26 protein-coding genes are annotated in these 24,498 nt (G+C 65.6%); 25 read left to right on the top strand and 1 reads right to left on the bottom strand.

Annotated elements, in window-relative coordinates:
• The 17 genes from AD89_RS0104020 to AD89_RS0103940 all read left to right on the top strand — a co-directional run bounded on the left by AD89_RS0104020 (position 1) and on the right by AD89_RS0103940 (position 15,460).
• On the top strand, positions 1 to 402 hold the full coding sequence (locus tag AD89_RS0104020) for a hypothetical protein (protein ID WP_025777325.1): 402 nt from the start codon (positions 1 to 3) through the stop codon (positions 400 to 402).
• A gap of 159 nt (positions 403 to 561) precedes the next feature.
• A complete protein-coding gene (gene ftsY / locus AD89_RS0104015) occupies positions 562 to 1,704 on the top strand; it encodes a signal recognition particle-docking protein FtsY (protein WP_025777324.1) in 1,143 nt (380 codons plus the stop codon).
• Positions 1,705 to 1,922: 218 nt separating this feature from the next.
• Positions 1,923 to 3,143: an ammonium transporter gene (locus AD89_RS0104010; protein ID WP_025777323.1), complete on the top strand. Its 1,221-nt coding sequence runs from the start codon at positions 1,923 to 1,925 to the stop codon at positions 3,141 to 3,143.
• Positions 3,144 to 3,451: 308 nt separating this feature from the next.
• A complete protein-coding gene (ffh, locus tag AD89_RS0104005) occupies positions 3,452 to 5,065 on the top strand; it encodes a signal recognition particle protein (RefSeq protein ID WP_025777322.1) in 1,614 nt (537 codons plus the stop codon).
• A gap of 157 nt (positions 5,066 to 5,222) precedes the next feature.
• Positions 5,223 to 5,666 carry a 30S ribosomal protein S16 gene (rpsP, locus tag AD89_RS0104000; RefSeq protein WP_025777321.1) on the top strand — a complete coding sequence of 148 codons (444 nt, stop codon included), beginning with the start codon at positions 5,223 to 5,225 and terminating at the stop codon, positions 5,664 to 5,666.
• Between the two features lies 1 nt (position 5,667).
• Positions 5,668 to 5,898, top strand: coding sequence for an RNA-binding protein (locus tag AD89_RS0103995; protein WP_025777320.1), 231 nt, complete (start codon positions 5,668 to 5,670; stop codon positions 5,896 to 5,898).
• 178 nt (positions 5,899 to 6,076) lie between these two features.
• The gene (gene rimM, locus AD89_RS0103990; protein WP_025777319.1) at positions 6,077 to 6,577 is read left to right on the top strand and encodes a ribosome maturation factor RimM; all 501 of its coding nucleotides are present in this window, start codon (positions 6,077 to 6,079) and stop codon (positions 6,575 to 6,577) included.
• 101 nt (positions 6,578 to 6,678) lie between these two features.
• The gene (trmD, locus tag AD89_RS0103985) at positions 6,679 to 7,494 is read left to right on the top strand and encodes a tRNA (guanosine(37)-N1)-methyltransferase TrmD (protein WP_025777318.1); all 816 of its coding nucleotides are present in this window, start codon (positions 6,679 to 6,681) and stop codon (positions 7,492 to 7,494) included.
• Positions 7,495 to 7,667: 173 nt separating this feature from the next.
• Positions 7,668 to 8,009: a 50S ribosomal protein L19 gene (rplS, locus tag AD89_RS0103980; protein WP_025777317.1), complete on the top strand. Its 342-nt coding sequence runs from the start codon at positions 7,668 to 7,670 to the stop codon at positions 8,007 to 8,009.
• 31 nt (positions 8,010 to 8,040) lie between these two features.
• Positions 8,041 to 8,664, top strand: a complete 624-nt coding sequence (lepB, locus tag AD89_RS0103975; protein WP_025777316.1) for a signal peptidase I — start codon at positions 8,041 to 8,043, stop codon at positions 8,662 to 8,664.
• A 313-nt stretch (positions 8,665 to 8,977) separates the two neighbouring features.
• Positions 8,978 to 9,685: a signal peptidase I gene (lepB, locus tag AD89_RS0103970; protein ID WP_025777315.1), complete on the top strand. Its 708-nt coding sequence runs from the start codon at positions 8,978 to 8,980 to the stop codon at positions 9,683 to 9,685.
• Positions 9,685 to 10,497, top strand: coding sequence for a ribonuclease HII (locus AD89_RS0103965; protein ID WP_051505034.1), 813 nt, complete (start codon positions 9,685 to 9,687; stop codon positions 10,495 to 10,497). Before lepB (AD89_RS0103970) ends, AD89_RS0103965 begins: the two co-directional genes overlap by 1 nt.
• Positions 10,494 to 10,811, top strand: a complete 318-nt coding sequence (locus AD89_RS0103960) for a DUF2469 domain-containing protein (RefSeq protein WP_025777313.1) — start codon at positions 10,494 to 10,496, stop codon at positions 10,809 to 10,811. Before AD89_RS0103965 ends, AD89_RS0103960 begins: the two co-directional genes overlap by 4 nt.
• A gap of 223 nt (positions 10,812 to 11,034) precedes the next feature.
• On the top strand, positions 11,035 to 11,400 hold the full coding sequence (locus AD89_RS0103955; protein ID WP_025777312.1) for a YraN family protein: 366 nt from the start codon (positions 11,035 to 11,037) through the stop codon (positions 11,398 to 11,400).
• Complete coding sequence (locus AD89_RS0103950; RefSeq protein WP_081770323.1) at positions 11,397 to 13,097, top strand: YifB family Mg chelatase-like AAA ATPase; 1,701 nt, start codon at positions 11,397 to 11,399, stop codon at positions 13,095 to 13,097. The genes AD89_RS0103955 and AD89_RS0103950 overlap by 4 nt, the downstream gene beginning before the upstream one ends.
• 2 nt (positions 13,098 to 13,099) lie before the next feature.
• Positions 13,100 to 14,344 (top strand): DNA-processing protein DprA, encoded by a 1,245-nt coding sequence (gene dprA, locus AD89_RS0103945; RefSeq protein WP_025777310.1) that lies wholly within the window; start codon positions 13,100 to 13,102, stop codon positions 14,342 to 14,344.
• Positions 14,345 to 14,371: 27 nt separating this feature from the next.
• Positions 14,372 to 15,460, top strand: a complete 1,089-nt coding sequence (locus AD89_RS0103940) for a tyrosine recombinase XerC (RefSeq protein ID WP_025777309.1) — start codon at positions 14,372 to 14,374, stop codon at positions 15,458 to 15,460.
• A 63-nt stretch (positions 15,461 to 15,523) separates the two neighbouring features.
• Here AD89_RS0103940 and AD89_RS18065 read toward each other — a convergent pair whose 3' ends face one another.
• Positions 15,524 to 16,594, bottom strand: coding sequence for a D-alanyl-D-alanine carboxypeptidase family protein (locus AD89_RS18065; protein ID WP_025777308.1), 1,071 nt, complete (start codon positions 16,592 to 16,594; stop codon positions 15,524 to 15,526).
• A gap of 550 nt (positions 16,595 to 17,144) precedes the next feature.
• Here AD89_RS18065 and rpsB point away from each other — a divergent pair.
• The 8 genes from rpsB to AD89_RS0103890 all read left to right on the top strand — a co-directional run bounded on the left by rpsB (position 17,145) and on the right by AD89_RS0103890 (position 24,396).
• The gene (gene rpsB, locus AD89_RS0103925; RefSeq protein WP_025777306.1) at positions 17,145 to 18,053 is read left to right on the top strand and encodes a 30S ribosomal protein S2; all 909 of its coding nucleotides are present in this window, start codon (positions 17,145 to 17,147) and stop codon (positions 18,051 to 18,053) included.
• A 33-nt stretch (positions 18,054 to 18,086) separates the two neighbouring features.
• Positions 18,087 to 18,914, top strand: a complete 828-nt coding sequence (tsf, locus tag AD89_RS0103920; RefSeq protein WP_025777305.1) for a translation elongation factor Ts — start codon at positions 18,087 to 18,089, stop codon at positions 18,912 to 18,914.
• A 212-nt stretch (positions 18,915 to 19,126) separates the two neighbouring features.
• Entirely contained in the window at positions 19,127 to 19,879 is a 753-nt protein-coding gene (pyrH, locus tag AD89_RS0103915) for a UMP kinase (RefSeq protein ID WP_025777304.1), read from the top strand.
• 136 nt (positions 19,880 to 20,015) lie between these two features.
• Positions 20,016 to 20,573: a ribosome recycling factor gene (gene frr / locus AD89_RS0103910; RefSeq protein ID WP_025777303.1), complete on the top strand. Its 558-nt coding sequence runs from the start codon at positions 20,016 to 20,018 to the stop codon at positions 20,571 to 20,573.
• Positions 20,573 to 21,595 (top strand): phosphatidate cytidylyltransferase, encoded by a 1,023-nt coding sequence (locus tag AD89_RS0103905; RefSeq protein ID WP_025777302.1) that lies wholly within the window; start codon positions 20,573 to 20,575, stop codon positions 21,593 to 21,595. Before frr ends, AD89_RS0103905 begins: the two co-directional genes overlap by 1 nt.
• Positions 21,596 to 21,763: 168 nt before the next feature.
• Positions 21,764 to 23,068, top strand: coding sequence for a 23S rRNA (adenine(2503)-C(2))-methyltransferase RlmN (gene rlmN, locus AD89_RS0103900; protein ID WP_308297929.1), 1,305 nt, complete (start codon positions 21,764 to 21,766; stop codon positions 23,066 to 23,068).
• Positions 23,069 to 23,168: 100 nt separating this feature from the next.
• Positions 23,169 to 23,729 (top strand): DivIVA domain-containing protein, encoded by a 561-nt coding sequence (locus AD89_RS0103895; protein WP_025777300.1) that lies wholly within the window; start codon positions 23,169 to 23,171, stop codon positions 23,727 to 23,729.
• Positions 23,722 to 24,396 carry a hypothetical protein gene (locus AD89_RS0103890; RefSeq protein WP_025777299.1) on the top strand — a complete coding sequence of 225 codons (675 nt, stop codon included), beginning with the start codon at positions 23,722 to 23,724 and terminating at the stop codon, positions 24,394 to 24,396. The genes AD89_RS0103895 and AD89_RS0103890 overlap by 8 nt, the downstream gene beginning before the upstream one ends.
• Positions 24,397 to 24,498: the final 102 nt, after the last annotated feature.

Raw genomic sequence — 24,498 nt, 5'->3', positions numbered from 1 at the left:
ATGAATTCGGTACTCGTCGTCATCGTCGGACTCGCGATCTCCTTCGCTCTGGCACTCGTCGTCGTCCTCCTCGTGGCTCTGCCCGGCCTGCGTGCCGAAGGACGCCTGCGATACTCCTCCGACGTGCAGCGCTTCCGACTGCCGCCCGAGTGGACCGGCTACGACGACGAAGTCCATGAGTTCTTCGGCCACGACGACGGCACCTCGCACCTGGCGACGAGGGAACAGGCGGCAGTGACCGCGATCCGCGACCACTCCTATGTGCTGCGTCCCCAACCCCGACGCCATGCCGCACCCTCACTCATCACGGTGCGCCCGCGCACCCGCCATTGGAAGATCCCCGAGTCGGGAACCGGGTGGAAGACCACCGCCGGACTGCTCTTCGGCAGCCGCGGGTCCTGAGCTTCGCACCCACGGTCTCGAGCGGTCGAGACTCACGACAACGACGACCGCGCCGACTGATTCCGGCGCGCTCAACGACACACAGACACCACCGGAAGAATCCGGGAACTCGAGTGCCGACGGCTCGGACGGCGGCGCTCAAAGGAGGACGGAAGAACCATGGATCAGCCGATCATCTTGCTCATCGTCGCGGCGATCGTGTTCGCCCTCGTCGTCGCGCTAGGCATCTCGCTGCGCGTCAACGCCCGGAAGAAAGGGCTGGATGAGCGGCGCGGCATCGATGCGGAGGTCACCGGTGAGCCGAGCATCGACGACGTCGCCGAGGCGGTCGAGAAGGACAGAGCCGAAACGCGCGGATCCGAGGTTCCCACCGAACCGGCCAGCCGCCTCGTCCGACTGCGGCAGCGCCTGGCGAAGTCGAACTCCGGGCTCGGCCGCGGGCTGCTCAACCTCCTCTCACGCGACAACCTCGATGAGTCCGCCTGGGAGGAGATCGAGGACACGCTCATCCTCGCCGATGTCGGCGTCGAACCGACGACCGAACTCGTCGACCGCCTGCGCGAGCGCGTCAAGGTGCTCGGCACCCGGGACCCCGAAGAGGTCCGCGGACTGCTGCGCGAAGAGCTCATCACGCTCGTCGACCCGACGATGGACCGGTCGCTGGCCGATGCCGGCACGGGCGACGACCCCTCCGTCATCCTCGTGGTCGGGGTCAACGGTGCGGGGAAGACGACGACGGTGGGCAAGATCGCCCGTGTGCTCGTCGCCGAGGACAAGTCCGTGCTGCTCGGAGCCGCGGACACCTTCCGTGCCGCCGCAGCCGAACAGCTGGCCACATGGGGCGAACGCGTCGGCGTCGAAACCGTCCGCAAGGACGAAGGGGCCGACCCCGCCTCGGTGGCGTACTCAGCCGTCGAGAAGGGGCAGGCCGACGGCACCGACGTCGTCCTCATCGACACCGCCGGGCGGCTGCAGAACAAACGCGGCCTCATGGATGAGCTCGGCAAGGTCAAGCGGGTGGCCACCCGCCCGCTGGGGGAGGGCCACGAGATCGACGAAGTGCTGCTCGTCCTCGACGCGACCACCGGACAGAACGGCATGCAGCAGGCGAAGGTCTTCGCCGAGGCGGTCGACATCACCGGAATCGTGCTCACCAAGCTAGACGGCACCGCGAAGGGCGGAATCGTCGTCGCCGTCCAGCGTGAGCTCGGCGTGCCGGTCAAGCTCATCGGACTCGGCGAAGGCGCCGACGACCTCGCACCATTCACTGCCGAAGGATTCGTCGACGCGCTGCTTGACTGAGGGCTGATTGAACGCTCAGCAGTCCCGACGGCATTGTCGCGCAACTGATCCCGCACATTCTTCGAGCCTGGTCTCACCCGCATATTCGCAGGGTGAGACCAGGCTTGTCACATTCTGGAAACATTGACGACTCACCACTGTGACATGCGTCATGCAGACTGTGTCTGCCCGGTTCGTTTCGGAACCGGCCGAGACACGAAAGAGACGAAAGAGACGACATGGAACTCGATGCAGTGAATGTATGGATGATGGTCGCCGCGGGGTTGGTGCTGCTCATGACCCCCGGGGTGGCGTTCTTCTACGGAGGAATGACGCGGATCACCTCGGCGATCAATATGATGATGATGGTCTTCTCCGCGATGGCCGTCGGTGGACTCGTCTGGGTCCTCTTCGGCTACGGACTGAGCTCCGGTGACTCGATCGCCGGAATCGTCGGCAACCCGCTGTCCGAACTCGGACTCACCGGCTCGGTCGCGAACGACCCGGCCTCGCTGATCTCCATCGGCTACGGTTCGACGTTCGCGATGATCGCGATCGCCCTCATCGCCGGCGCGGTCGCCGACCGGGCGAAGTTCTCCACCTGGCTGGTCTTCTCCGCCGCGTGGGTGACCCTCGTGTACTGCCCCCTGGCGTTCATGGTCTGGGGAGACGGACTGCTCAGCGAATCCGGCGCGATCGGCAGTCTGTTCGGGCCGGCCATCGACTTCGCCGGAGGCACGGTCGTCCACATCAATGCCGGCATCTCCGCCCTGGTGCTCGTCGTCGTCATGGGTCGTCGCGCCCGCTTCTCGACCCCGCACAAGCCGCACAACATCCCGATCACCGTGCTCGGGGCTGCGCTGCTGTGGTTCGGCTGGTTCGGGTTCAACGGCGGTGCCGCCACCACCATCGAACAGGGCGGACTCATCTGGATCAACACGCTGGCAGCACCTGCCGCTGGCATGATCACCTGGATCATGATCGAACGCCTGCGCGCCTCGCGACCGAGCAGCATCGGCAGCGTCTCGGGAGCTATCGCCGGCCTCGTCGCGATCACCCCGGCGTGTGCGAACGTCGATCCCTATGCAGCCATCCTCATCGGAATCGCGGCAGGCGCCGGTGCGATCTTCGCCGTCGAAGCGAAGAACCGTCTGCGCTATGACGATGCGCTCGATGTCGTGGCCGTTCACCTCGTCGCCGGAATCATCGGCACCGTGATGATCGGGTTCTTCGCCTTCCCGAACGAAGACGGACCGGCCGGCCTCTTCTACGGAGGCGGACTCGAACTCCTCGTTGCACAGGTGCTCGCCTGTCTCGTGGCCATCGTCTTCGCCGGTCTCGTCACGCTCGCGATCTCCCTGGTCCTGCGCTCGACGATGGGGCTGCGGATCGACCCGCGGGAGGAACTCGAGGGAATCGACACCTTCGAACACGCCGAGCAGGCCTACTCGTTCCGGTGACCCCAACAGACGCCCGTCCAGGCGGCCGGTGGGTCTCGCCGGCCGCGTGAACGGGGGAGAGTGCGACGTCGTGCTCATTGATCGCCTCGGCAGGGTGGAAGCAGACCACCCCGCCGAGGCGATCGGCCGTTCCGCTTGCAGGTGAAGCATTTGTGCCGCCTCGGCGTTCGGCAATTGACGAATACTTGAAGGCCAGCGCCACCTCGGCGAGGGTTCACGGGGCATTGTCAGCACTCTTGGTTTCAGCCCGGCACGGGTGAGTTGCTAGTCTAGAGAGTCGACCAAACCATCGTGAAGAAGGCTTGTACGTGTTTAACTCTCTGTCCGACAGGCTCACCGCGACTTTCAAGAATCTGCGCGGGAAGGGCCGGCTGTCCGAAGCCGACGTCGATGCCACCATCCGTGAGATCCGACGTGCCCTGCTCGACGCCGACGTCGCCCTGCCTGTCGTGCGTGCCTTCACCGGCCGGATCCGCGAACGCGCCCTGTCCGAGGAGGTCTCGGCCGCGCTCAACCCCGGCCAGCAGGTCGTCAAGATCGTCAACGACGAACTCGTCGGCATCCTCGGCGGGCAGACCCGTCGCCTCAACTTCGCCAAGCGTCCGCCGACGGTCATCATGCTCGCCGGCCTCCAGGGTGCCGGTAAGACCACCCTGGCCGGAAAGCTCGCCCACTGGCTGAAGTCCGAGGGCCACCGTCCCATGCTCGTCGCCGCCGACCTGCAGCGGCCCAACGCCGTCAACCAGCTCCAGATCGTCGGCGAACGTGCCGGTGCCGTGGTCTATGCCCCGGAGCCGGGCAACGGCGTGGGCGATCCGATCCAGGTCGCCACCGACTCGATCGAGGTCGCGAAGTCCAAACTCCACGACGTCGTCATCGTCGATACGGCCGGCCGCCTCGGCATCGACGAGGAGCTCATGGCCCAGGCCGCGGACATCCGCAGCGCGGTCAACCCCGACGAAGTCCTCTTCGTCATCGACGCGATGATCGGTCAGGACGCGGTGAAGACCGCCGAGGCGTTCCTCGACGGCGTCGACTTCACCGGCGTCGTGCTCTCGAAGCTCGACGGTGACTCCCGCGGCGGTGCCGCGCTGTCCGTCGCCGAGGTGACCGGGAAGCCGATCATGTTCGCCTCGACGGGCGAATCGATGAAGGACTTCGAGCAGTTCCATCCGGACCGGATGGCCGACCGGATCCTCGACATGGGCGACATCATGACGCTCATCGAGCAGGCCGAGAAGAACTTCGACGAAAAAGAGACCGAGAAGCTCAAGAAGAAGGTCGAGTCCGGCGAGGACTTCGACCTCAACGACTTCCTCACGCAGATGGCGGGCCTGAAGAAGATGGGCTCGATGAAGAAGATGCTGGGCATGATGCCAGGCATGAGCCAGTACAAGGATCAGCTGGCGAACTTCGACGAGCGTGAGGTCGACCGGGTCGAAGCGATTGTGAGATCGATGACACCCCAGGAGCGCACCAACCCGAAGATCCTCAACGGCTCCCGTCGTGCCCGCGTCGCCAAGGGCGCCGGCACCACGGTCACCGCGGTCAACCAGCTCATGGAGCGCTTCACGCAGGCGCAGAAGATGATGCGGTCGATGACCCGTGGCGGCGGCGGAATGCCCGGAATGCCCGGTGGCGGCGGTATGCCGCAGATGCCCGGAATGGGCGGAATGCCTGGTGCCGTGGGTGGAAAGAAGAAGAAACCCGCGGGGAAGAAGAAGGGCCGCAAGGGCGGTCAGTCGGGCAACCCGGCCAAGCGTGCGCAGGAGGCGCAGGCGCTGGCCGATAAGAAGGCGGGCAAGACCCAGGACCCGGTCGGTTCGGCCTTCGGCGGTGTCGACCTCGGCGCCGATGAGGAATTCGACCCGGCGAACCTGCCCAAGGGCTTCGGGGGAATCTTCCCAGGTGGCAAGAAGTAGAGGCTTCTGGCACAATTGACTCTTGTACTTTTGCTCTCGGTCCGGGCCCTCTCATCCGCGCCGAAGTGATAGTCCGAGCCGCGGCTTCCAGCAGATCAACCCCACGATTCTTCTGGTACAGCTGTGCACACAGAACACAAAAGGAGACACCACTAAAGTGGCAGTCAAAATTCGTCTGACCCGCATGGGCAAGATCCGTGCACCCTTCTACCGCGTCGTCGTCGCTGATTCGAAGACTCGTCGTGACGGTAAGGCCATCGAGCAGATCGGCATCTACCACCCGACCCGTGAGCCTTCGGTCATCGAGATCGATTCCGAGCGCGCACAGTACTGGCTGTCGGTCGGCGCACAGCCGAGCGACCAGGTCAAGGCTCTGCTCAAGCTCACCGGTGACTGGCAGAAGTTCAAGGGCGAGGGTGAAGCGGTCAACACCGTCAAGCCGCAGCCGGAGAAGGAAGCCTACGTGGCCCCCAACGCCGAATCGGTGATCAAGGAAGCCATCACGCAGAAGGGCGGCAAGTCCGCTGACGCTGCCGAGGCTCCGGCCGAGGAAGCAGCCGAAGCCGCACCTGAGGCCGCTGAAGAAAGCGCTGAAGCCTGAGATGTTGCCTGATTCGCTCGAGCATCTGGTCCGCGGAATCGTCGATCATCCCGACGACGTCTCCGTTCGTTCGCGTTCGTCGCAGCGCGGCACGACCCTCGAGGTCCGGGTTCACCCCGACGACCTCGGCCGGGTCATCGGCCGTGCAGGCAGGACCGCCAAGGCCCTGCGCACCGTGATGAACTCGCTGGCCGGCCGTGAGTCGGTGCGAGTGGACCTCATCGAGGCGTAATTCCGACATCCGAGAGGGGATGCAGTGCAGATGCGCTGCATCCCCTCTCGTGCATTCATCCGCCGGTCGCCGACTACACTGGTGCCAGAGCACGGCGGTCCGCCGGCTGACCGCAAGAGAAGTCATCCGGACGCATGATCGGCCGGACAGGCAGTGACAGCACACTTCGAGGAGCAGTATGGACACGGTGATCGCCCGGCTGGGCAAGCCGCACGGAATCAAAGGCGAATTCACCGTCGAGGTGCGCACCGACCGACCCGAGGAACGGCTCAATCCCGGTGAGACCTTTGCCACCGATCCCGATATCGGAGTGCTGACGCTGAAGTCGGCGAGGTGGCACCGCGACCGCCTGCTCCTGGCCTTCGACGAGGTCCCCGATCGCAATCGTGCCGAGGAGATCCGCAATACCCTCATCCTCGCCGAGGCGGACGACGACGAGGACGAAGCCGATGCCTGGTACCTCGACGACCTCATCGGACTCCAGGTCTATGAGAACGACGCCCTCGTCGGCGAGATCGTCGACGTCACCAACGGCACCGCCCAGGATCTGCTCCATATGAAGCACGCGGACGGACACGTTGTGCTCATTCCCTTCGTCACCGAGATCGTGCCCGACGTCGATATCGACTCCGGCCGCATCAGCGTCACCCCGCCCGCCGGCCTCTTCGACGCCGAATGAGCGAATCGTCCCCGATGACCGACAGCGACACCCCCGCCGAAGCGACTGGATCGGACCCTGTGACCCAGGGTGCGACCCCCGCCGAGGCGGTCGGACCGCAGATGTCGATCGACGTCGTCTCGATCTTCCCCGAGTATCTTGCCGGTCTGCAGCTCTCGCTCATCGGCAAGGCCGTCGACCGCGGTCAGCTGAGCCTGGACGTCCACGACCTGCGGGACTTCACCTTCGACCGGCACAACACCGTCGATGACTCGCCCTACGGTGGGGGAGCGGGCATGGTCATGAAGGCCGAACCCTGGGCCCTGGCTCTCGAGCACATCCTGGCAGGTCGCAGCAGTGCGGAGGGCGAAGGCCCGGAAAGTGCTCAGAGTGCGGGTCCTGCAGCCGGAGGCAAGCCGACGCTCATCGTGCCCAGCCCTGCCGGGCAGGTGTTCGATCAGCGCATCGCCGAGGACCTCGCCGCCCGCGACCACCTCGTCTTCGCCTGCGGACGCTACGAAGGCATCGACCAGCGTGTCATCGATTGGGCGGGCGAGCACTTCGAACTGCTGCCCATGAGCATCGGCGACTACGTGCTCAACGGCGGCGAAGTCGCCTCGATGGTGATGATCGAAGCCGTCAGCCGCCTCATCCCCGGCGTCATCGGCAACCCCGAGTCGCTGACCGAGGAAAGCCACGAAGACGGACTGCTCGAATACCCGATCTACACGAAGCCGGCGAACTGGCGCGGACGTGACGTGCCCGAGATCCTGCTCAGCGGCAACCATGCCGCGATCGCCCGGTGGCGACGTGACCGACGTCTCGAACGCACCGCGGATGTCAGACCGGATCTGCTCGAGAGACTCGATGACCTGAGCAAGGACGACCTCGCGGCGCTTCAGCGGTTTGAGTCCGAGCGCTCAACCGTGACAGAATAGAGCGTCGCGTTTGTTGGCGCTCACCTGCTTCAGGGGGATGAGTGCCCACGGTGGCTCGCCGCAGAGATTCGGCGGGTCGACGGGGAGAGATCCCGACAGACGATCCAGCTACCGGTTCACCGGTCCGATATGCGTGTCCTCGACCTGAAGCAGAGGCCACAGGAGAAACCACAATGCAGAAGCTCGATGTTGTAGATGCAGCCTCGCTGAAGTCTGACGTTCCCGAATTCCGCCCGGGCGACACCCTCAACGTTCACGTCAAGGTGATCGAAGGTTCGCGCTCGCGTATCCAGGTCTTCAAGGGAATCGTCATCCGTCGCCAGGGCGACGGCGTTCGCGAGACCTTCACCGTTCGTAAGATCAGCTTCGGCGTCGGTGTGGAGCGTACCTTCCCGGTGCACTCGCCCAACGTCGACAAGATCGAGGTCCTCACCCGCGGTGCAGTGCGCCGTGCGAAGCTGTACTACCTGCGCGAACTGCGCGGCAAGGCTGCTCGCATCCGCGAAAAGGCCTGATTTGCCCGGCACTGTGGGCGATGATCACACGGTGCCGATCAGACATGAAGACGCGACCTTCGGGTCGCGTCTTCTGTCTTCGGCACGGTTCTGGAAGACGATTGCGGCGATCGTCGTCGTCATCATCGTCCTCGGCGGATCGGTCCGCGGGTTCGTCATCCAGCGCTTCACCATTCCGAGTGCTTCGATGGAGCCGACGCTCAAGGTCGACGATTCGATCACGGTGTGGCGTCCGGATGCGCTGCGCGGTGACCTCCAACGCGGAGACATCGTCGTCTTCGACGGTCGCGGATCGTTCGTCGACGATGCGCTGCCCACACCTCTGCAGAAGATCGGCTCCTGGGTCGGACTCGGCCCCCGGGACGTCTACTACGTCAAGCGCGTCATCGCCGTCGGCGGTGACAGCCTCGAATGCTGCGACGCGAAGGGGCGTCTGCTGCTCAACGGCAAACCTCTGCGCGAAGACTATGCCCCCACTCCCGCCTCGGCGGTGGAATTCTCCGTCGAAGTCCCCGACGGCACCATGTGGGTGATGGGCGACAACCGCAATGAATCCGCCGATTCCCGGTCGCTGCTGGGACGGCCCGGTGGGGGATTCATCCCCACCGATCGGGTCATCGGCCCCGTGATCGGGCACGGCTCCTCGATCGACTGAGCGCCGCCTCGGTGAGGGCGGGTCCAAAGTGCAAATGCAGTGATTTCGATCGGTGCGCATGATTTTCGAACCCGCGGGAGCTGACACGTGGTGCTCATACTCCCGTCCCGACCTCTCACACGCGAGGTCGGGGGCCCGCCTCGGTGAGGGGAATTCGGCGTCATCTGAGCCTTGCGCGGACGGCTGAGCGTTCGCACTCAACTGCACTGCGGCTGGGAGTGAGGCTCCGGTCGTGCTGATACGCTCGGTTCAGTCCACAGCCGCAGTGCTGGTCCGAACCGCCGCAGACCTGGTCCGATGTGAAAGCGAACGAATGACAAGCGAATCCGAAGCTTCCCCGCCGCCCGCCTCGAAACGGTTCGCGCGCGGGCTGCTGGAGACCCTGGCGATCATCGTCATCGCCCTGCTCATCTCGACGGCGCTGAAGACGTGGGTCGTCCGCGCGTTCTACATCCCGTCCGAATCGATGATGACCACCCTCCAGGTCGATGACCGGGTCCTCGTCAACCAGCTGGCTCACCGCTTCGGACCCGCCGACCGCGGCGACATCATCGTCTTCGACGACCCCGATCATTGGCTCTCGGCGGCCGAGACCGCCGAATACACGCCCAACCCGGTCCTCGAATTCATCGGCTTGGCACCCTCGGACGCGGGCAATCAGCTGATCAAACGCGTCATCGGCGTCGGCGGTGACACGATCAAGTGCTGCGACGCAGAAGGACGCCTGCTGGTCAACGGCGAACCGATCGACGAAACCTACCTCGATGAGGGCACTGCTCCCTCGGAGGTCGAATTCGAAGTCACCGTGCCCGAGGGCCACTACTGGGTGATGGGTGACAACCGCAGCAACTCCGCCGATTCCCGCTACCACATGGACACCGACCCCTATGTTGCCGAGGACGACGTGGTCGGCACCGTGTTCCTCATCAACTGGCCGTTCAAACACTTCAGCTGGGTCTCGACCCCCGACGAAGTCTTCGCGGACGTGCCGGACACCGCAGAGGGGATCACCGGGAACTGATGGCCGCACGTGGACTGACCGACCTCAGCGTCGAACGCCGACTGCTCAGCGAGGGATTCGACTACGTCATCGGGGTCGACGAAGTGGGCCGCGGCGCCCTGGCCGGGCCCGTCAGCGTCGGTGTCGCCCTGTTCGATCTGCGCGCTCTCACCGCCGCCGAGGTGCCCGCCGGCATCCATGATTCGAAGCAGCTGAGCGCACTGTCGAGGCAGGAGGCCACCGAGCGAGTGCGGTCGTGGGCGACCGCCGCGGCGGTGGGGTCGACGACTCCTGCCGAACTCGACGAGGTGGGGATGACGATGGCTCTCAACCTTGCCGGACGCCGCGCCATGATCTCGATGCTCAGCGATTGGGCGGACCCGCGTTCCGAGGGGCATGGTTCGGTCGGTTCCGAACAGAACGGTTCGGGCGGTGTCGATGTCGATGGCAGAGCCGCCTCGGTGGGCGAATTCCCCGACCGGACGATGGTGCTCCTCGACGGCCGCCACGATTGGCTCTCGGCCCCACTCACCCTCGATTGCCTGGGGATATTCGGAGACTGCGCCGACCTCGAACTGCCGCCGGTGCGCACCGTGATCAAGGGCGACGGCTCGGTACCGGCGATCGCGGCGGCAAGCATCGTGGCGAAAGTGGCACGTGACGAGACGATGATCACCCTCGCCGAGGCTCATCCGCACTATGGTTGGGAATCGAACGTGGGATACGGGACGGTGAAGCACCGACAGGGCATCGCCGAACTCGGCCCCAGCATCCACCACCGGAGAAGCTTCCGCCTGAGCGCGGACTCAAGAGCGAAGGAGGGCCTGTCATGAGTGCCGATGATCTTGACGACTACGAAGCGCAACTCGAGCTTGCGCTGTACAAGGAATACCGGGACGTCGTCGGTCTCTTCGCCTATGTCGTCGAGACCGAGCGTCGGTTCTACCTCGCCAACCATGTCGACCTCAAGGCCCACAACGACGCCGGCGACGTGTACTTCGAACTCACCCTGCGCGACGCCTGGGTGTGGGACAGCTACCGGTCGGCCCGGTTCATCAAGACCGTGCACGTGCTGACGTTCAAGGACGTCAACATCGAGGAGATCGCGAAGTCCGATCTCGAACCGCCGACGGCGATCCGCGGCTGAGGCGGCTTCCTCGCATCATCGTCGGCAGCTGGGCTCGACCACTCGCGCGCCGATCGCTGTGGACGCGGCTCTGACTTGACCGTCGTGGGCCTGTGGATGGTCGGGCACCGTCCACAGGCTCTTCTTCTGCTCTTCCGCAGAGCCATGGCGTCGTGGTCATCTGACGGACATGGGACGGATACGAACACCCGGTCGGACACGAGCGTCGAAGAGCACGCGGACCGTGAAGGGCCTGCGTAAGCGGGCGCTCGGCAGCAGGGGAGAGGACCTCGCGGTCGCGTTCTTGGAGGACGCCGGTCTGGTCGTTCTCGAACGCAACTTCCGGTGCGCACGAGGAGAGCTCGACATCATCGCCCGCGACGGTGACACTGCGGTCTTCGTCGAGGTCAAGACACGGCGCACCGCACTGCTGGGATCACCGCTGGAAGCCGTGACCCGAACCAAGCTCGCCCGCATCCGCACACTGGCCGGGATCTGGCTGAGCGGGCAGGACGAATATTTTCCGGCCACGCGCATCGATGCGCTCGGAATCATCATGGAACCGCGCGTCCAGTACTTCCACTGCCCGAACATCCAGGTCGACTCATGAGTGAGGAGACCCCGGGACAGGAGGAACCGGCGGTCGAGCCGGCCGAGCCGGACGAACCGCTCGAGCCGGACGAACCGCTCGAGCCGGCAGAACCGCGCGAGCCGGCAGAACCGCGCGATCCGGACGAGCGGGCCGTAGCCGACGATGTCGGACCCGCCGCCTCGGCGCAGATCATCGGACGGGCCTCCGCCGTGGCACTGTGGGGACTGATCGGGAAGATGGTGTCGATCGAAGCCGGCGTCAGCGCCGGACTGCCCGGAATCGACATCGTCGGACTGCCGGATGCCTCGGTGAGCGAATCGCGCAAACGACTTCGGGCAGCCCTGGCCTACCTCGGAGAACCCGTCGCCACAGAACACCTGACCATCAATCTCACCCCTGGGACAGTGCCGAAGATCGGCACCGCATTCGACCTCGGCATCGCCGTCGCCGTGCTCAGAGCGCTGTCGCTGATCACCACCGAGGACACCGGCAGCGTCATCCACTGCGGTGAGATCGGACTCGACGGCAGAATCCGTCCCGTCACCGGGGTGCTCCCGTCCCTGCACACAGCGCTGCAGGCCGGTTTCGACCGGTTCGTCGTCCCCATCGGCAACGCCGACGAGGCACGGCTCATCGGACGGGCCAGAGTCCTCCCGGTCGCCTCTCTGGCCGAGGTGGTCAATGCCTATGGCGGTTCGATGGCCGTACCCGCACTGCCGGCGGTCCTCGACATGGATCGGCCCGTCCCGGTGACCCCGGAGCTCCACGATCTCTGCGAAGTCCAAGGACAGGCCGAAGGGCGATTCGGCCTCGAAGTCGCCGCCGCGGGCGGCCACAACCTGCTCATGCGCGGCACACCGGGAGCGGGCAAGACCCTGCTCGCTCAATGTCTGCCCGGAATCCTGCCGCCGCTGAACGACGATGAAGCCGTCGAGCTCGCCGCTGTCCGCTCCCTGCGCGGGGAACTCGACGGCAGCGACGGACTCGACCACCGGCCCCCGTTCGAAGCACCCCACCACCGCAGCACCGCCTCGGCGCTCATCGGCGGACGCCGACCCGGAACGGTCGGAGTGCTCAGCCGTGCCCACCGCGGGGTGCTGTTCATGGACGAAGCTCCCGAATTCTCCCGCGATGTCCTCGAAGCCCTGCGGCAGCCGATGGAATCCCGTCGCGTCCACATCCACCGTGCGTGGGGATCGATGGTGCTTCCGGCGTCGTTCCAACTCATCATGGCCGCGAACCCCTGCCCCTGCGGGGTTGGGATGGCCGGGGTCGGTGCGGACTGTCGATGCACACCATTGGACAAACGCCGCTATCGCAATCGGCTGTCGGGGCCGCTGCTCGACCGAGTCGACCTGCAGCTCGAACTCTTTCCCGTCTCCCCGGCCGACCTCCGCCTCGGCGGGGATCAGGAGACGAGCGCCACAGTGGCGGCCCGCGTACTCGACGCGCGGAACCGGCAGGCCGAACGCTTCGCCGACTGCGACTGGAGGCTCAACGCCGAAGCGCCCGGAGCCTGGCTGCGCGACCACTTCGCACTCACACCGGCAGACCTGTCCGATCTCGACCGGGCGCTCGACACGGGCCGGATCACCATGCGCGGCTATGACAGGGTGCTGCGCGTCGCCACCACTCTGGCCGATCTGGCCGGGAAACCCGGACCCGACCCCGACACGATGAGAACGGCGCTCGCCCTGAGGACACAGGAGTCATAACCGTGAACACTGATGAGGACGTCCGCGCAGCCATCGCCTCACTGCTGCGCATCGGCGAGCCCGGCGACGGTCTGCTCAAACGGCTCGTCGACGGGATCGGCCCGGTCGCCGCCCGAGGGATCATCATGGCCGTCGGCCGCGGTGAGACCACGGCTCACGAAGCCGTCCACGGTCTGACAGTCACCGGCACCGAGGCAGCCGAACACGGGCAGATGCCCGAGGCCATCGACCGGTGGGCGGTGCGAGCCGGGGATGCCGCGACGAGAGGGAATGATCTGGACAGCATCGCGAGAATCGGCGGACGTCTGGTCATTCCCGATGACGATGAGTGGCCCCGAATGCTCGACGACCTCGGTCCCGCAGCACCCTTGGGTCTGTGGGTGCGCGGAGCTGCCTCCCTCAGCACCGTCCTGACTCGAGCCGCGGCCGTCGTCGGGGCCAGAGCCGCCAGCAGCTACGGAACCAAATGCGCCTCGGACCTCGCATGGGATCTTGCCGCTCGCGGAATCACCGTCGTGTCCGGAGGCGCCTTCGGCATCGACGCAGCCGCCCATCGAGCCGCCATCGCCAGGGAAGCGCCGACGGTGGCATTCATGGCCGGGGGAGTCGACCGCTTCTATCCGGCGGCGAACGCCGACCTGTTCGAACAGATCCTCGCCACCGGCGCCATCGTGTCCGAGACCGCACCGGGAATGACGCCGATGCGCCACCGATTCCTGCTGCGCAACCGACTCATCGCCGCCTCGTCGCAGGTCAGCGTCATCGTCGAAGCCGGTTGGCGCAGCGGAGCACTCAACACCGCGCGGCATGCCCTCGAACTCTCCCGGCAGGTCGCGGCCTTCCCCGGATCTGTGTATTCGGCGTCGTCGACCGGGGCCCACAAGCTCGTGCGCGAGCACGAAGCAGAACTCGTCACCTGCAGCGACGATGTCATCGCACTCATGGACGACGAGACTCCCGCGCTCTTCGACGAGACTCCGTCGCTCTTCGACGCGACCGGGGCGGGCGCCGCCGCAGAGAACGGAGAACGTCCGCCGCCTCCCGACCCCCGTGAAGCGCTTGATGAGCGGGAGAAGATCTGCCTGAATGCGCTGACCGTATCGAAACCGCTCGATGTCGGGACCATCGCCTCGCGGGCAGGACTGACGATCGCAGATGCGCTCAACTCGCTGACCGCACTCGACCTGGCCGGACTGGCCGAACGCCGCGACACCGGGTGGGTGAAACTGCGCACGTCCCGCGGCTGAGCCCGACCATCCACGTATCCTGGGGACGTGAGCACATCATCGACCGTCGCCGAGGTGGTGACAGGCTATGCCGACCACCTGCGGTCTCGTGACGTCTCCGAACACACCGCACGTGCCTACGTTGCCGACGTCTCCGACTTCCTCGACCACGCCGTGCACTCGACGAAGCTCCGGCGCGGAACCGAGGGAGGACACCGGTCGACGACGTCCGGCGCACGCATCGATCTCGCCTCCGTCGAACTCGATGACCTGCGTTCCTGGCTCATCGCCCTCGACGATGCCGGTGCCGCGAAATCGACGGTGGCTCGCAAGATCGCCGCCGTTCGCTCCTTCTTCGCCTACGGCGTGAGCAACCTGGGACTGTCGAACAACCCGGCCGCACGTCTGCGGACTCCGAAGAAGGACTCCCGGCTGCCCACGGTGCTCAAACCGCAGCAGGCCGCCGACCTCATCTCCGCTGCCGAAGGCCAGCGAACCGGCGACACCGGCGCGGGACGAAGGCCAGCGGACGCCGCACAGGGCGGCACGGACACGAGCGATTCGGCGGCTGGCGGCGCCACGACGGGCGACACCGCACAGGGCGACGCGGACACGAGCGACCCGTACGACGCGGCCAAACGCATTCGCGATGCCGCGATCCTCGAAATGCTCTACGCCACCGCGATCCGCGTCTCCGAACTGACCGGACTCGACCGCAGCGACATCGACGACCGCGCATCGATGATCACCGTGCTCGGCAAAGGCGACAAAGAACGTCGCGTCCCATTCGGCGCCCCGGCACGCAGAGCCCTCGACGACTGGCTCGCCACCCGCGACCTGTTCGCCGGTCCCCACAGCGGCGACGCACTGTTCCTCGGCGTCCGTGGGGGACGCATCGGTGCGCGACAGGTGCGCGAACTCGTTCACCGCTACGGCTCCGACGACCCCAGTGCTCCCGACATCGGACCGCACGGTCTGCGGCATTCGGCGGCCACCCATATGCTCGATCGCGGGGCCGACCTGCGACAGATCCAAGAGCTGCTCGGCCACTCCACGATGAGCAGCACGCAGATCTACACCCAGGTATCCATGCAACGTCTGCAGGACACCTACCGGCGAGCACACCCGCGAGCCTGAGACCCACCGTGACGCACTTGGCCGGCAGAGCCATGGCGGAAGCGTCGGCCTGACCGAGGCGCTCTACTTCCGGAATTCCCAATGCCACGGCTCGGGCAGCGACCCCGTTCGCCGCGCCCAACCGGGATGGATCCACCCGAACTTCGGCGCATTCGCCCGCATCCACTGATGCTGTGCGGTGCCGAAGGAATTGATCCCGCCGCCCAGGTCGACCGCCAGCGCCCACCCATGATTCGACGTCCCCGGTGTTGCCGCCATCCGCCCTTTCCGCCGTTTGAGGACCACCTGCGTGGCGTAGTCCCGGTAGGCGTCGGTGACCGAGATCGGGGCACCGAACCGAGCCTCGAACGCCGTCGAGAGCCGATCGAAAGCCGCTTGAGCATCGCAGCGCAGCATCTGCCCGGGAGCCGACTCCAACGCACACATCGCCGAGGCGGGAATCCGCCCATTGCTGTGACCACCCCACGCTCCGGCACCGGAGGCGGTCGAACCCCCACCTCCTCTCGGTTCTTTCGCAGGCTTCCGCGACAGCGGCAGCAGCGCCGACTTCTCCTGACCGAAGAACTTGCCCGGATCGACGTACCTCTTCTCGCTCGCGGCCGGCCATGCTCCGATATGCAAGCACGAACGCTGACAGTGGCCACCGCTGCCCACCGTGCCGATCTGCTCACCAGCTTTGAATTCTTCGCCCTTGACCAACGACGATTCGGCCGGTTGGAACGTGAGAACGTGATCGGATTCGGTGAGAATGCTGACGGTCGCAGTCCCCGCGACCGTGCCGGCGAAGCGGATCGTCCCTCCCGTCGGTGCCCGCAGCGGCTCGCCGACGACAGCGAGCACGTCGATTCCGCGATGGCCGGTCAGCCACGGCTGATCCGGAGGGTCGAAGGCTGTGATGATCTCCATCGCCGGCACCGGTGTGAGCCAATTGGTCGGTGCACTCCTGTGCGGGTCGTTGTGCGCAGGAATCGAGGCGGGTCCTGTGGCGGCGCTCGCCTCCGGGGGAGTGCCCGTGAGCACAAGAGCCGCTGCGACGATCACGGCAAGAAGCAGTGACTGCGGTGAGCCGAGGCTTGAGCGTCTCGCCCGGAGGCGGAACAGCAGGCGGAGGCGGTCGAGCGCGATGTGAGGCATGGGAGCATGCAACCCCGTCGTGCACGGTCGTGTCACCCGCGAGCATCACGCCTGTGGACGGGCCTTGTCCATCCACAAGGCGCCGACGTTCGAGTCGCACGCCAGTCCACAGGAAGCGGTGGTCGAGTGCACCGAGACCACTGTGATCCGGCGCCCCACGACGATCGGGACCGTGCGCTCCGGCGCTCGACTCGCCGAGCGATCCACACCCGTCGACGCACGAGTCGATGCGATGATCCGGATCGGTGGGCCGCCTCGGCGGGGGATCGATCGTGATTGGAAATGACTTGCCCAACCGGGATAGACTTAAGACCAGCAGAAGCGTGTCTTCTGACTACGCGTATCCGAATTCTTCTCCTTCCCGTGGTGCAGGCAACCGTCAGGTGTGCCTGTGGGGCGGACGAACCGGGTACCAGGAATCAACCGAAAATGTCATCGACGCATCCTGTCGATCGAATCGACGTGGACCATTCAAGGTTCGCTGTGAGAACGATCGACGCGCGCGTGACGTAAAAGCACCCCGAGGGTGCACAGAAAGGAGGGCGTCGGCATGGCCGTCGTCACCATCCGCCAGCTGCTCGACAGCGGCGTACACTTTGGACACCAGACCCGTCGTTGGAACCCGAAGATGAAGCGTTTCATCTTCACCGAACGCAACGGCATCTACATCATCGACCTGCAGAAGTCGCTGGGCTACATCGACAACGCCTTCGAGTTCGTCAAGGAGACCGTGGCCCACGGCGGCTCGATCCTCTTCGTCGGCACCAAGAAGCAGGCCCAGGAATCCATCGCTGAGCAGGCTCAGCGCGTGGGCCAGCCCTACGTCAACCAGCGTTGGCTCGGCGGTATGCTCACGAACTTCCAGACCATCTCGATGCGTCTGCGCCGGCTGAAGGAACTCGAAGAGATCGACTTCGACGACGTTGCAGGTTCCTCGCACACCAAGAAGGAACTGCTCATCCTGCGTCGCGAGAAGGACAAGCTCGAGAAGACCCTCGGCGGTATCCGCGACATGCAGCGCACCCCGTCGGCCGTCTGGATCGTCGACACCAAGAAGGAACACCTCGCGGTCGACGAAGCCAAGAAGCTGGGCATCCCGGTCATCGGCATCCTCGACACCAACTGCGACCCGGACGACGTCAACTACCCGATCCCGGGCAACGACGACGCCATCCGCTCGGTCTCGCTGCTGACCCGCGTGGTCGCCGACGCCGTGGCCGAGGGCCTCATCGCCCGCCACTCCTCGGACGACGCCAGCGGAGAGAAGAACGTCTCCGCCGTCGAGCCCATGCCCGAATGGGAGCGCGAGCTCCTCGAAGGCAAGACCGAAGAGAAGCCCGCCGAGGCTGCCGCTCCGGTTGCCGACGCCGCTGAGGCTGCTCCCGCGGCTGACGCCGAGAACGCTGAAGCTGCTCCTGCCACTGAAGCCGCCGACTCCACCGAGTCGACCGAGTCCTGATTTCGTTTAACTCCACCATCCTGAGGAGAAAGAATGGCAAACTACACTGCCGCTGATATCAAGGCACTGCGCGAGAAGACCGGCGCCGGAATGATGGACGTCAAGAAGGCTCTCGACGAGGCCGACGGCGACCAGACGAAGGCCATGGAGGCCCTGCGCATCAAGGGCCTCAAGGGCGCCACCAAGCGCGAAGGCCGCTCGACCTCCGACGGTCTGGTCGCGACCTCCGTCGAAGGCGGAGTCGGCACCATGATCGAGCTCAACTCGGAGACCGACTTCGTGGCGAAGTCCGAACCGTTCGTCAAGCTCTCCGAAGAGGTCCTCGAACTGGCCGTGGCGAACAAGGCCGATTCGGCCGAAGCGCTGCTCGCCGCCGAGACCGACGGCAAGCCCGTCTCCCAGTTCATCACCGAATCCGGTGCCTCGCTGGGCGAGAAGGTCGAACTGCGTCGCGTGGGCCGCGTCGAAGGCTCCAAGATCGCCTCCTACCTGCACCGCACCAACAAGGACCTGCCCCCGCAGGTCGGCGTACTGCTGGCATTCGAGGGTGACGACGAGACCGTGGCACACGATGTCGCCGTGCACATCGCCGCCATGGCTCCGAAGTACTTCTCCCGCGAAGACGTTCCCGCCGATCTCGTCGAGAACGAGCGTCGCATCGCCGAAGACACCGCGAAGAACGAAGGCAAGCCCGAACAGGCTCTGCCGAAGATCATCGAGGGTCGCGTCAACGGCTTCTTCAAGGAGAACTGCCTGCTCGACCAGGGATTCGCCAAGGATCCCAAGCAGTCCGTGGCCAAGGTGCTCGAGGCTGCCGGCGTCAAGGCCACCGCCTTCCTGCGCTTCCGCGTCGGAGCCTGATGCACCACTGACCGTGAAGCAGACTGATCTCTGCTTCCCAGGTTCACTGAGTGAGTGAGAACTCACCGGCGAAGCGGGGTCGGACCAATCGGTCCGACCCCGTTTTTCGCTAGACTGACCCAGACGCCCGAACACAGGCACCCGAAGACAGACGCCCGCACACAGTGACGATCCCACCGGGTACAGACCTGCCCGCACGGAAGAAGGACTCCATGACAAGCACCCCTGTTCACGAATCCAGCTATGCCAGCCGAGCCCTCCGGACGCACCGCCGCCGCGTTCTGCTCAAGCTCTCCGGCGAGGTCTTCGGCGGCGGCAAGATCGGCGTCGATCCCGACGTCGTGGCCGCAGTTGCCCGCGAGGTCGCACCCACCACCGAGGATGTCGAGGTCAGCATCGTCGTCGGCGGCGGCAACTTCTTCCGCGGAGCCGAACTCTCACAGCGCGGCATGGACCGCACCCGCGCCGACTACATGGGCATGCTCGGCACCGTGATGAACTGTCTGGCCCTGCAGGACTTCCTCGAACAGGCGGGCGTCGACACCCGCGTGCAGACCGCGATCCCGATGTCGCAGGTCGCCGAATCCTATATTCCCCGCCGCGCCATGCGGCACATGGAGAAGAACCGCGTCGTCATCTTCGGCGCCGGCGCCGGACTCCCGTACTTCTCCACCGACACCGTCGCCGCTCAGCGTGCACTCGAGGTGCACGCCGATGAGGTCCTCATCGCCAAGAACGGTGTCGACGGCGTCTACACGGCCGACCCCAAGGTCGACCCGAACGCCGAGAAGATCGCCGAGATCAGCTACCAGGACGCCCTGCAGCGCGGTCTCAAGGTCGTCGACGCGACCGCCTTCAGCCTGTGCATGGACAACAAGCTGCCGATGCACGTCTTCGGGATGGAAGGCGAGGCCAACCTGCGCAAAGCCATCATCGGTGAGAAGATCGGCACGGTCGTCCACTGACGCACGCCCCGATCGTGGCGGCAGGCCGACTGGCATCAACGCAGGTGAGAACATTCCTGTGATGGTGCGGTGCGGCATTTTTCAGTGTTGACCCATAGAATGAACCCAAAGCTTTAAGAGATGGAAAGAGGCAACCGTGATTGAAGAGACACTGGCCGAAGCCAGAGAGAAGATGGACAAGGCCGTCGAATTCACGCAGGAGGACTTCGCGTCGATCCGCACCGGCCGCGCCAATCCCGCACTGTTCGCCGATATCGAGATCGACTACTACGGTGCTCCGACGCCGCTGCAGCAGCTCGCCTCGTTCCAGACGCCCGAGGCTCGCACGATCCTCGTGACCCCCTACGACAAGGGCACGCTGACCGATATCGAGACCGCTCTGCGCAACTCCGACATCGGCGCGAACCCTGCCAACGACGGCAACGTCATCCGCGTCGTCCTCCCGGACCTCACCGAGGAACGCCGCAAGGAGTACGTCAAGATCGTCAAGGGCAAGGCCGAAGACGGCAAGGTCTCCATCCGCAACATCCGCCGTCACGCCAAGGAGGCGCTCGAACGCATCAAGAAGGACGGCGAGGCCGGTGAGGACGAGGTCACTCGCAGCATCTCCGAGCTCGACGATCTGACGAAGAGCAAGGTCGACAACGTCGACAAGCTGCTTGCGCAGAAGGAAGCAGAGCTGCTCGAGGTCTGATGATCGCCGTGACTGGGTCCGACAGCCCCGCGACTGATCCGGCTCCCCTCGGGGAGCCGGATCAGTCAGGCGAGGCCGCGCGGGTTGAGACCCCTTTCCCCAAACGACGAGACCTGCGCAATTCGGACAAGCCGTATTCGCCCGACGATCCGGAGTCGAATCCCACCGCCGAGGCGGCTGCCGCCGAAGCCGAACCGGAACCGAAGGACTACGGCCGGGCCGGACGCAACCTGCCGGCCGCAATCGGCATGGGACTGCTCATCGGCGGCGTGGTGCTCGCGTCCCTGATCTTCCTGCCGATCTCCTTCCTCTTCATCGTCCTCGTCGGCATCGTCGCCGCCATGTGGGAGCTGGCGAACGCGCTGTCACGGTCCGGCTCCCTGGTCTCCCGCGTACCCACCATGGTGTCGGCCGCCTGCATGGTCGTCGCCACCTTCATCGGCGGCCGTGAAGCACTCTGGGTCACCTTCGCCGCCAGCGCCGGAGCAGTCATGCTCTTCACGATGGTCGAGCGCCGGAAGAACGCAGTCAAAGACGTCTCGCTCTCCCTCTTCGCTCTCACCTACGTCGGCCTCATGGCCTGCTTCATCGTCTACATCCTCACCCAGCCGGACGGCAACTTCTACGTCATCATCTTCCTCGCCTCCGTCGTCGCCTCCGACACCGGCGGCTACGTCTTCGGCGTGCTGTGGGGCAGACACCCCATCGCTCCGCGGATCTCTCCGAAGAAGTCCTGGGAGGGCTACCTCGGCTCCACGGTCTTCGCCGCAGCGGTCGCGACGATCCTGGCGGTCACGGTCGTCGGCGCTCCGTTCTGGACCGGGCTGGTCATCGGCGCGGTGATTCCCGCGTTCGCCACCCTCGGCGACTTCAGCGAATCGATGATCAAGCGCGACCTCGAACTCAAGGACATGGGCACCCTGCTGCCCGGCCACGGCGGTGTGATGGACCGCCTCGACTCGATCCTGCCGACAGCCCCCGTCGCGCTCGTCCTCTTCTCGGTCCTGCCCGGCTACCTCTGAGCTGATCGCCGAGGCGGCTGATCGTGCAGGCGTCCTCCGGCCCGCTGGGTTCGGCACCGCCCGCCGAGGCGGCTGATCGACACCGCGCGAACCGAGCGATCCGAGCCGACCGCCCGACGTGGCGGCTCGCACACGACAGGCGCGCGGCGAACATGAGACAATGGCCGTGTGAGTTCTCAAGCAGGCAGAAGGCAGACCAGGCCCGTCGTCGAACATGCCGACGGCACGACATCGAAGACCCCGATGCGCGATGGCCGTCCCCTCCTCAACTTCAAGTCCGCACGGGTCAAGCAGCCGCCTCAGCATCTGGCCGATATGACGATGGACGAACGCATCGCCGCGGTCACAGAGATGGGGCTGCCCGCCTTCCGGGCCAAGCAGATCTCCACCCACTACTTCAGCCACTACGTCACCGACACCGAGGCGATGACGGACCTGCCCAAGGACAAGCGGGCAGAGATCCAGGAACGGTTCTTCCCGCACCTGCTCACCGAGGTGCGCCGCCTGCGCACCGAGAACGGCGACACCATCAAATTCCTGTGGCGGCTCTTCGACGGCGCTCTCGTCGAATCCGTGCTCATGCGCTATCGCAACCGTGTCACCCTGTGCGTGTCCAGCCAGTGCGGCTGCGGAATGAACTGCCCGTTCTGCGCCACCGGCCAGCAGGGCCTGACCAGGAACATGTCCACGGCCGAGATCGTCGAGCAGGTCGTCCGGGCCAACCAGGTCATCGCCGCCGGTGAGCTCTCCGAGGCTCCGACGTCGGATATGCCCGGTGCCGGCGAGACCGCGCTCGGTGCGGAAGCCGACGATGACGATGCGGCGGGGGAGTCCGCGTTCGACCCGGAGGCGACGGCCGCCTCGGCGAAGGGACCCGAACGGGTCTCGAACATCGTGTTCATGGGCATGGGCGAACCCCTGGCCAACTACAAGCGCGTGATGAACGCGGTTCGCCGGTTCGTCGGACCGAGCCCCGAAGGGCTGGGCATGTCGGCCAGGCGGATCACGATCTCCACGGTCGGGCTCGTGCCCGGCATCAACAAACTCGCCGCCGAGGACATCCCCGTCACCTTCGCACTCAGCCTGCACGCGCCCGATGACGAGCTGCGCGATGAGATGATCCCGGTCAACACACGGTGGAAGGCCGACGAGGCCATCGACGCCGCCTATAACTACTACCAGGTGACCGGACGGCGGGTGAGCATCGAATACGCGCTCATCAAGGATATGAACGATCACGCCTGGCGTGCCGAACTGCTGGCGAAGAAACTCAACGCCCGCGGACGCGGCTGGGTCCACGTCAACCCGATCCCGCTCAACCCGACCCCGGGGTCGGTGTGGACGGCCTCCGAACCGGACGTCGCCGACGAATTCGTCCACCGCCTCATCGATCAGGGCATTCCGACGACGATCCGCGATACCCGCGGCTCCGACATCGACGGCGCCTGCGGACAGCTCGCCGCAGCCGACTGATCGACGCCCGGATCGGCACCCGCCGACCGCGGCCACGCAATTTCTGCGGCTTCCATCTATCATGGTGGAAACACCACAGCCACTCGCTTCTGGAGGAGACATGGCGGACACGACTTTCCCTCGAATGTCCGGATGGAAGAACGGATACGACCCCAAGCAGGTCGACAGCTTCTTCAAACGTGCACGTGAGTCCTTCGAACGGCCGACGCCGCAGCCCGGCGACCTCGACTCCCGGGCGGTGCGCACGGTCGGCTTCGACCTCGTCCGCAAGGGCTATCACGTCGCCGTCGTCGATGCCGCGCTCGATCGTCTCGAAGACGCATTCGCCAAGCAGGCCCGCGACCGCCTCATCGCGCAGTCCGGTCAGGACGCCTGGGTCTCCGAACTCACCCGTGTGGCCGCGTCCCTGCGGGGACGCCTGGTCCGTGAGCCCGGGGAGCGCTTCGACAACCCGCCTCCCGGAGTCATCGGCTACGACATCACCCAGGTCGACGACATGTGCGACAAGGTCAATTCGTACTTCACGCAGGGCGTGGCGATGAGCGTCGACCAGGTCCGCCGCGTGCTGTTCAAGACCGCGAAAGGCAAGAAGGCGTACAACGAGGACCAGGTCGATGCGTTCATCGACCGTGTCGTCGAAGTGATGGCCTCCGTTGACTGATTTCCACTACTTCGCGGTTCCGACCGCGACCGATCCCGGCACGCTCAACCCGGTGTACGAACTCCTCGACTTCCCGATCGCAATGGGCCGGGCCGAGGACGTCGTGCTGACCGGTCCGGCACCGGAGAAACCGCTCGTCGACGGTCGTGAAGTCACCGATCCCCGCCTGATCAAGGCCCTGTCCGTTCCGGTCGAGCTCGACCGCGCCGAGGTGCTCGACCGCAGTTCGAAGCTCGCCGGAGTGCTGCGCGCCATGGGTGTCGTTCCCGAATCCGGAACCCGGCTCACCTTCGCCGAGGATGTCCCGCCGCTGGCGCGGGCGCTCGGTGTTCTTGCCGCCGCCCGGATCGGGCTCGTCGTGGATCTGCGGGCAGGGGCTGTGTCTGACTCTGCTTCAGACCTGGTGGTTCTCCACGCCATCGAAGACACACCGATCGAACCGGGGCGTGCCTCCGTGCGGGTCACCCGGTCGCGCTTCGAAGGCGTCGGAGTCACGATCGGGTCTGAAACCGCGAACCTCGACCAGGCGATGCGCGACTCCCGCGTCGAATTCGCCGCCGTGGTGCCGCTCGACCCGCAGCGCACGCTGGTGCTCACCGACGACGGTGATCTTGAGGCGAGTTCGAGCCTCGACTGGTACCGCACCGAGGTCCTCTCTGCTTCCTGAGCCCCGGACGTCTGGGGGCTTCGACACCGATGATGGTGTCGACGATCCGAACTCTGCGGACCCGCGGCCTGCGGACCCGCGGTCTGCTGATCTGCGTTCGGC

This window comes from Brevibacterium sp. VCM10 (genome assembly GCF_000583215.1).
GTDB lineage: Bacteria > Actinomycetota > Actinomycetes > Actinomycetales > Brevibacteriaceae > Brevibacterium > Brevibacterium linens.
This window is presented reverse-complemented; position numbering and strand designations above follow the sequence as displayed.